The following is an 8,451-nucleotide window of genomic DNA, read 5'->3' as shown; positions in this document are numbered from 1 at the left end:
GACTCCAAAATGGAGACTGCAAAAGGTCGAGATAATCAAAATAATATATTAAATAAAAACAATATATTAAATATAAAAAATAATATAGATGATGATGATAAGCGAACAAGTTCGTTAAACAAAAATGATATAAATTTAATTATCAGTAATTTGAGAGAGGCTACCAAAGAAGATTTAACAGACCGTAGTTTTAATTCTGTAGTACGTAAAGTAATGGATAAATATAACCAAGGAAAAATAATTAGTTTAAGAGATTATTTATCCACTGCATTAATTAAAAAAATGGAAGAACTTGAATTACGGCGCACATTAGATGAAGAAAAACGAAAAATACTGGAGCAAACTAAAGAAACAAGAGAAAATAGAATCCGTAATATGGAAATATCAAATGAAGTTGTATTTTATAACTGGTTAGAGGGATAAACCAATCTCTTTGCATAAAAAAGAGCATACTATAAAGTATGCTCTTAGCCAGGTGGTTTTAAAAAAAGAAAAAATTAAGCTTTGACAACATTAAGTATATCAAGTATTTTTTTTGCTGTCTAATTAAAAGTTTCCTTAAGGAAACAAATCCGAAACATAACCTATATATATAGCCAAAAAATTTTTATTCCATTTTTTTTTTTGAGTAAAATAAAAAAGAACAAAAAAATTCCTATTAGTAAAAGCCAAAAGATGGTCTGTATTTATGCATTTTTTATGCACTTTTTAAAGTGATGCTAACCGTCAAAACGTTGATATATCAACCATGTATAAATTTTGCATAAAACGCTATGGCGTAAAAACGTAAAGATTATTGATATACCAGCGTTTGAGGTAGGTTGTTAACTTCCTACATGTGTTGTTATGTCAACTAAAATTGCATAACCTATGCATATAAAATATGTTTTTATGTAGGTAAATACAAACCTATTGATAGGTAGATTACATAATGTGCCCTACATTAGATTTCATAGGTCAGAGGAGGTAAGTTATGCCACGTTTAAAATCAAAGCCAAACAAAAACCCATCTAGACGCCCTATGACGGTTAGCATGGATTGTTTTAAGCCATTATTGGCGGCAAATAAAAAGGCGCTAAAAATTATCGCCCGAATGTCGTAACTGCAAGATAGTTCGCCAAATCGTGTCACGGCTGCAAGATAGTTCGCCGATTTGCACTCAAGTTGCGCTCCAGTTCGCAAAATTGCACTCAGTTTGGGATTTAAAGTCGTAAGTTGGACTACAAAAGTACAAATCAGTTCGCTTAAAATCTGTAATCATATGTGTATTTATTCAACTAAAGTTGTTAAGCTATAGTAAGTTTTAATAAAGGAGCTTTTTATAATGGAACTTTTTAACGGAGATTTTATTTTAAAAATAGATAATGTGGTGCTTATATTTATATTGAATTTTATTTTTGGAAGTATAAGAGCAATTATTAAAAAAAACTCTGTTATTAAAATTAATATGATAAATTAGAGGGCTACTTAGGGCTTTTTTTTTTGCTTAAAATTAGATAACGTATAGGAATGTTAGGCAACAACGATTATTTGCAACTGAGTTGGTCGAAATACACTCAAGTTCGGACTTAAATACATTAGCAATTTAGTTTTTGTATTAATAGTATTTGTGCGTTATACTTACTAGCATATAGATATGCTAGAACAAATATTCTTAATTTTGGAGTGGTTTTTTTGATTTTTAGAAAAGGCGAATTATTTAATGGTCCTGGTGGACTGAGTTTGGGTGCTAAAATGGCTAATGTGGTTGCCGATGACGGAGAAGTTTTTAAAATACAACATGTTTGGTCAAATGATTATGATATAAACGCATGTAAGACTTTTGCCCATAATATTTGTGGAAACGAAGATGATAACTCAGTACATTGTTGTCCTGTTGATAGTTTACCAATAGGGGATAGGACAGTTTTGCCAGAGATAGATTGTTTCGCTTTTGGATTTCCTTGTAACGATTACAGTCAAGTGGGCGAAAAAAAAGGTTTAGAAGGAACCTTCGGACCTTTATATAGTTACGGAGTTAAAGTTTTAAAAGAGTATAGACCTAAATTTTTTGTGGCTGAAAATGTTGGTGGCTTACAAAGTGCAAACGAAGGAAAAGCATTTATTAAAATTTTAAAAGAGTTAACTAAACCAAATGGTGATAATGGTGATTTAGAATATGTTGTTACACCAAATTTATATAAATTTGAAGAGTATGGGGTTCCTCAAGCTAGACATAGAATTATTATTGTTGGAATTCGTAAAGATTTAGCTGAAGAGGGAATTGTATATAGAGTCCCAGCGCCTACGACAGCTAATCCTTTAGATTATGTGACTTCAAGAGACGCAATATGTAATCCTCCGATTGCTGAAGATGCACTCAATAATGAAAGAACAAAACATAAAAATCATGTTGTGGAGATGCTTAATCATATCCCTGCTGGCGAAAATGCTTGGTATATTGGTTTGCCAGAGAAGTATCAGTTACAAGTACGAGGTGCTAGATTAAGTAGTATCTATAAAAGATTAGACCCAAATAAACCGGCCTATACTGTTACTGGTAGTGGAGGCGGTGGTACACATATGTATCACTGGGAAGAACCAAGAGCTTTGACTAATCGTGAAAGAGCGCGTTTACAAACATTCCCCGATGATTTTGTATTTGTAGGTAACAAGGAAGCTGTGCGAAAACAAGTTGGTATGGCAGTGCCTCCTAAAGGAGCAAAAATTGTTTTTGATGCCATTCTAAAATCTTTTGCTGGTGTAGATTATGATTATGTAGAACCAACAGCAAAGTTACAGTTAGATGTTTTATTAGCGAATATATAAAATAGAAACTCATTACAAAGTCACCTTACCTGTGATATTTTTTAACAGGAGGTGACTTTATGTATTTAATCCAAGATTTAGAGGTTAGTGTGATAGAAAATCCTTATAATATGGGATATCGCCATTTAAGGGTCTTGTCTGGTTATGTAAGTCCAATTTATGTGGAACATATATTAGAGACATATTCTGAATTAATTTTAGATATAGTCGTAGGTATGGTATCGCATGATGGTATTGCGGTATGGCATCATAGAGGATTTTTAAATTTAATGGAGCAATTCCAAGGTCGTTTAACGATATCTTATCAAATTAGTCGACCAGGAAATCACCGCAAAGTGTATTATTGGCTTCAAAATGAAGAATTAGACGCTAAAGTATTTGTAGGGTCAGCGAATTTTACGCAAAATGGTTTTATCAGACAAAACGAACTTTTGGTTGAAGCGAATTATGCAAATATTGATGATGTATTTGCTGATTTAAATGTTTTAAGTTGCGATAACCCGACAATTGATAGTGAAGTTAACTTTTATGAGGCAACCCCTAGACGTGTAGGTATAACAACTTCTATCGAATCTACCAATGAACTAGAAGAAATAGAAGTTTTAAGTACGCCGACTCATAGTTATTCAGATTATGTAGATATATCATTAGTAGCAAAAAATGGTGAAGTTCCGGCACGCTCAGGCTTAAATTGGGGTCAAAGAGAAGGGCGAAATAGAAATCAAGCATATTTATCAGTGCCAAAAACTATTCATGATGAAAAACCAGACTTTTTCCCACCGTTAAAAGAGACTTTTTTGGTTATAACGGATGATGGTGAAAATTTAATTTGTGTAATGGCACAACAAAATCGTAAAGGGATACACACCAGAGAGGATAACAGCCTTATGGGGATGTATTTCCGACGTCGTTTAGGTCTTGAAAGTGAATCATTCGTTGAGACTGATGATTTGAGAAGATATGGACGAGACAGTGTAAGAATTTACAAAATTGATGATGAAACATACTATCTAGATTTTAGTGTTTAACTGGAAAGATTAACTTTAGATGTTCTATCAGCGTAGCTGTTTAGAACATCTTTTTATTTAGGGGGAATTTATTATCTGTATTTGTAAGGTAGTCCACGCTATTATAAAAAAATTTATAAATGATTATGTTTGCCCGCAGGATATTTATTTTTAGTTTGAAATAAATAAACGGGAGGTGAAAAGAATGGAGATTCATTTCAAAGATTTTTCATTAAAAATATCTACTAAGTTTATCGTTGCGACATCCCTATTGTTTTCTGGCATCATCTATCTTTAAAATTAAAAAAGTCATCCATTGGATGACTTTTAATAATTTTGTTCAATTATAAATGCGGAAATATAATCGGAGAAATTTACAGCATTTAATTCTTTATTGCCTCGCCATTCATAATACTTAATATTGCTTAATATTTCTTTGAATCTATCGTTTTTATTTATAAGTTCTATTGTAAGACCTACTTTTTCTTTTTCAATTTTACTGGTTGTATCTTTAATAATAGGATTTTTGATAATGGTTCGTATGATTCCTAGTAATAAATCTGTTAGTTCTAATCCAATTTCCTGATTTTTAGGATACATATTACATTCTTTGGCATAAAACTTTTCACCTCGATATAAAGAGTGGCTGTTAAGTGTTGAAACAAGGGTTTCGTCTAATTTTAATGCTTCGTATTCTGTAGATTTATCTATATAAATACTGGACGATATGTTCATTTCACTACCATAGCCTCTTATTAGACCGTATATAAGTCTTTCAGGAAGCTTTGAATAAATGGTGGCATCTCTATCTGTTTTTGAAAATAGTTCTTGTCCTTTTAAATAGCCGTAATGATAGTTAATTACATTTAGTTTGATGAATTCCTTATGTAGTACGAAAACTTCTAAAAGATTTAAGATGTTTTCTTTGGCATATGGATTTCCGTTATAGGTTTTCCAGTGAAATTTAACAACTTTTTTTCTTAAAAAGTAATTCAGATATTGAATTTCATCGGATTTATATATCCTTTTAGGTATGGAAAGAGCACCTAGAAGGTTAGGTCGGTCTTTTTCTTTTCCTGATTCATCAAAGAATACATCTATTTCTCTTGTATAAAATGTGTTAAATAGGTGGCTCAATGTTGCTTCCTCCAATTATCCTTGACAATTACGTTTATTCATAATAATATTTTCTATATAAAATTTTTTTTAAACAAGAATAAATTTCATCGTTTTTATTAAAATAGTTAATATCCTCTCATTCAATTCCGAGTGCGAGGTTCTCGTACAAAGCAACTCATTCAATCTGAATGCGTTGCTTTTTTTATTTGCTCCAATTACTCCTTTTTTACTATACCAGAAATTGGAGCATTTGGAGGAGGTTCATGAAAGTTTATACTACTAAAAGAGTCATCCAAATAAATGGGTGGCCTTTTTTGATTAAAAAAACCAAAAAATAGCAAAATTGATTTTTGATTAATAGAAATTGCATAGCATATAGAGTATTAAAAAATAGGTGTATAGAGATACAAATTTAAGAAGGTTGAAAAATTTAAGTGGAGGAGAATAACAAACAGTAAAAAGGAGAATAAATTCGATGGATTGATATGAGATGTTGCAATGGGGTTTGATTTTATCAGCTGCAAAGCACGCTGATAACATGCAACGCATGTTACATGTTTTAAACGATGGGAGTAAAATTACGGAAGGAGTGAGCCGGCTATTCAAAATGCACCATTAAAAATGGTGAATGAAGGAATAGACAGGGCGAACGGTTAAAATTTATAGGAGCTTTAAAGAAGCCGAAAAACATTAATAAATAAGGATTTGTTGGCATAGGATGGGGCACTTTACGCTCTTAGATGTTGCAGCCAACACAATTTTCAACAAAGATGACTGTATACCAGTCTATTTAATCATGCGTTTTTTTAGATATTTTCAATAGCATCTGTGGTGAAGATCCATTTCTACGAAATGGATAGAACGCACCCTCTGATATTAAATAACTAAAAAAAATTATGATAAGGATGGTGATACAAAATGGGCAAAAGTAAAACAATACGCCAGCAATTAAGAATGGAATTATATAAGCAATTTGAGGCAGGTAAAGGACAATCGCGACATCAAGATAAAATTAATAGAGGACAACATGCGATTTATGACAAAATTTACTCCAACAATAGTTTACATACGCATATCAGTCGAGCTGACCAATTTGCCGACTGGGTAAAAGATAATCATCCCGAAATTCGCAAAATAAAGGACATTACACATGATTTAGCCGGCGAGTATCTTCGCCATCAACAAAACGATAGAAACTTGTCAGCGTGGACCATTTCGGCCGATTTAGGGATGATTAATCGTATTCTGATTGCACAGGGGCATTGGGATAAACCAATCGTAAAAAGAGATTATGGATTACATAGCAGACGCCAAGACGAGGTGCGCCACAATCGTGCAGCTAACGAATATCAAAAACAAATGTACGACAAGCATCTCGAAAAATACGAACGTGAGATTTATTATGGACAGGCCTTTGGATTGCGCAGGAGTGAATTGTTGTCAAATAGAGCGCAGCATACAGTAGCGTCCTCCAAGAGCTTATACGAACGTAATGGACAGTTATATCACGTCACTACGGGCAAAGGTGGGCGATTGCGCGTTATAGAGTGCTTAGAGAGACACAGGGACCGTATAATTGCTGATTATGGACAATACATACAGCCATTGCCTGGTTATCTACAAAAAGACATATTGGGCGTAGAAGAACGTAAACAATTTTTAGAGGATTACAAAGGAGCGAAAAAGTTTTTTAAAACAATCGATAGAAACGTGCGAATTCATGTTAATTGTAGACAATTTTTTGCTAACCAAAAATTAAAAGAAATCCAATCGCAGCAACGATTTCAAGATGAGAACGATGAGATTATTAAGGTAAATGGTAAGGAAATATACAAAAGTGAAGCTGAATTTATATCAAAACAATTAGGTCATAATCGGATTGATGTGTTACAAAACTATGTTAATCGAAAATAATATGTTCAAAATGTTGGGGTTTATTTAATTCTATTATAAACTATTAGCCTTACAATATATTATGAATTATTATAATATTAATAATATATTTTAGGAGTTGAATAGATAATGAGTGTTCGTGATAATTTTATCATTGAAATGGCTTTATCGGGGGTTGCAACTAAAGATATTGCCACAAAGTTACGTGAAAAAGGAATACCAACGGCTAAAAAAACAGTTGGAAAAGTACTTAATACCAATGGTTATTCATACAACAAAAGCACTCAGACATGGATTAAAAATGAAGCTAATGATGAACTAATAGAAACTAATAGTATAAAGGGGATTGAGCAAAAAAAAGATAAGCATGCTCAACTAATAGAAACTAATAAGATTTTAAATGAGAAGGTTCAACTAATAGAAACTAATAGAAAAACTAATATAGATGTGTGGAAAGAAATAGGATTATCACAACAAGAATTTTCTATCATGAAACAAATGATACGCGAACGGATGGAACATGCGGCCACAACTATAAATTATGATATATATGATGAGATTGCCCGATTAAAGGTTAGGAAAAGAAAAAATAAAACATTTTACATCAGTGAGGATATAACAAATGAGGTTACAAAGCTTGCGGAAAAATTAAATTTAAAAATATCACAACTAGTTGAAATTGCATTGTTAGAAATGATAAAAAAAAATAAATAATAAGATAGGCCAAGTAACATTATTCTGGCGTAGCCAGAATAATGTTACTTGGCCTATAAATTTAATTTTTTTGTCGTTGCATCAATAGTTCTTGAGAAGTATAATTTTAGTAATCAAATACTGAACGGATAAATAAAAAGAACTTCAACTGTTTAAGTGGTGCTACCAACACCCTTAAACCGTCTACCCTACTCAAACTAGGGAAAACACTTGTCAAAGTTCTTGTTACTTACATATATGTACCACCTATTTTAGGACATATTTTATTAAGTTTCAAGAAAAAAAATGATGTTTTTTTATTGACTATTGACACATTTTACAAAAGACACTGTTTCCCTTTCTAATAGGGAAGTAGTGTCTTTTTGTTTTATCCTTTTCAAAATCTGGAGGAAAATTATTATGGCAAAAGCAATTCAGGTACCTTATCAGTACAATGTTGATGTACCGATAGAAACAGCACAAGCAGTACAAAAAAATAGAAAAAGTACAATTTCTTTAGAAGCACTGGGGTTACTTGTCAATCTACTTTCCTACCCTTCAAAGTGGGAATTACATAAAACTGAATTATATAAACGTTTTGCAAAACATGGAGAAAAATCTGTTAGAACCGCCTGGAATGACCTGGTTGAAAATAATTACATAATTGAATTTAAATATCGTATTGGTAGAAAATATGAATATGTTTATTACTATCGAAAAGTACCATTCACACAAGAGGAAAAAGCAGAAATTCTCGATAACGCTTTTAAAGAATACGGAGAAATTTGGGGACTCCAAAATGGAGACTCCAAAATGGAGACTGCAAAAGGTCGAGATAATCAAAATAATATATTAAATAAAAACAATATATTAAATATAAAAAATAATATAGATGATGATGATAAGCGAACAAGTTCGTTAAACAAAAATG

General features: G+C 31.9%; 6 protein-coding genes and 2 pseudogenes. 7 read left to right on the top strand and 1 reads right to left on the bottom strand.

Annotated elements, in window-relative coordinates:
- The 4 genes and pseudogenes from F0527_RS17160 to F0527_RS16765 form a co-directional block, all read left to right on the top strand.
- Positions 1-423: pseudogene (locus F0527_RS17160) on the top strand (hypothetical protein); the annotation flags it as partial.
- 550 nt (positions 424-973) lie between these two features.
- Positions 974-1,102 (top strand): hypothetical protein, encoded by a 129-nt coding sequence (locus F0527_RS17350; protein ID WP_255476146.1) that lies wholly within the window; start codon positions 974-976, stop codon positions 1,100-1,102.
- A 572-nt stretch (positions 1,103-1,674) separates the two neighbouring features.
- Positions 1,675-2,808: a DNA cytosine methyltransferase gene (locus F0527_RS16770; protein WP_150285692.1), complete on the top strand. Its 1,134-nt coding sequence runs from the start codon at positions 1,675-1,677 to the stop codon at positions 2,806-2,808.
- Positions 2,809-2,867: 59 nt separating this feature from the next.
- Positions 2,868-3,836 (top strand): restriction endonuclease PLD domain-containing protein, encoded by a 969-nt coding sequence (locus tag F0527_RS16765; protein ID WP_150285691.1) that lies wholly within the window; start codon positions 2,868-2,870, stop codon positions 3,834-3,836.
- 306 nt (positions 3,837-4,142) lie between these two features.
- Here F0527_RS16765 and F0527_RS16760 read toward each other — a convergent pair whose 3' ends face one another.
- The gene (locus F0527_RS16760) at positions 4,143-4,952 is read right to left on the bottom strand and encodes a DUF3800 domain-containing protein (protein WP_150285690.1); all 810 of its coding nucleotides are present in this window, start codon (positions 4,950-4,952) and stop codon (positions 4,143-4,145) included.
- Between the two features lie 900 nt (positions 4,953-5,852).
- Here F0527_RS16760 and F0527_RS16755 point away from each other — a divergent pair.
- The 3 genes and pseudogenes from F0527_RS16755 to F0527_RS16745 form a co-directional block, all read left to right on the top strand.
- Positions 5,853-6,848, top strand: coding sequence for a hypothetical protein (locus F0527_RS16755; protein ID WP_150285689.1), 996 nt, complete (start codon positions 5,853-5,855; stop codon positions 6,846-6,848).
- 108 nt (positions 6,849-6,956) lie between these two features.
- A complete protein-coding gene (locus tag F0527_RS16750; RefSeq protein WP_150285688.1) occupies positions 6,957-7,541 on the top strand; it encodes a serine integrase family protein in 585 nt (194 codons plus the stop codon).
- Between the two features lie 399 nt (positions 7,542-7,940).
- Positions 7,941-8,451, top strand: a pseudogene (locus tag F0527_RS16745) (hypothetical protein); the annotation flags it as partial.

Origin of the sequence: Rummeliibacillus sp. TYF-LIM-RU47 (assembly GCF_008638315.1) — a bacterium.
In the GTDB taxonomy this organism is placed as follows: domain Bacteria; phylum Bacillota; class Bacilli; order Bacillales_A; family Planococcaceae; genus Rummeliibacillus; species Rummeliibacillus stabekisii.
The sequence above is the reverse complement of the archived record's forward strand: the minus strand, read 5'-3'. Positions and strand labels throughout refer to the sequence as shown.

What these genes read in the sequence shown, in the direction of transcription:
- F0527_RS17350 (WP_255476146.1), top strand. Translation starts at nt 974, where the DNA reads ATGCCACGTTTAAAATCAAAGCCAAACAAAAACCCATCTAGACGCCCT.
- F0527_RS16765 (WP_150285691.1), top strand. Translation starts at nt 2,868, where the DNA reads ATGTATTTAATCCAAGATTTAGAGGTTAGTGTGATAGAAAATCCTTAT.
- F0527_RS16755 (WP_150285689.1), top strand. Translation starts at nt 5,853, where the DNA reads ATGGGCAAAAGTAAAACAATACGCCAGCAATTAAGAATGGAATTATAT.
- F0527_RS16750 (WP_150285688.1), top strand. Translation starts at nt 6,957, where the DNA reads ATGAGTGTTCGTGATAATTTTATCATTGAAATGGCTTTATCGGGGGTT.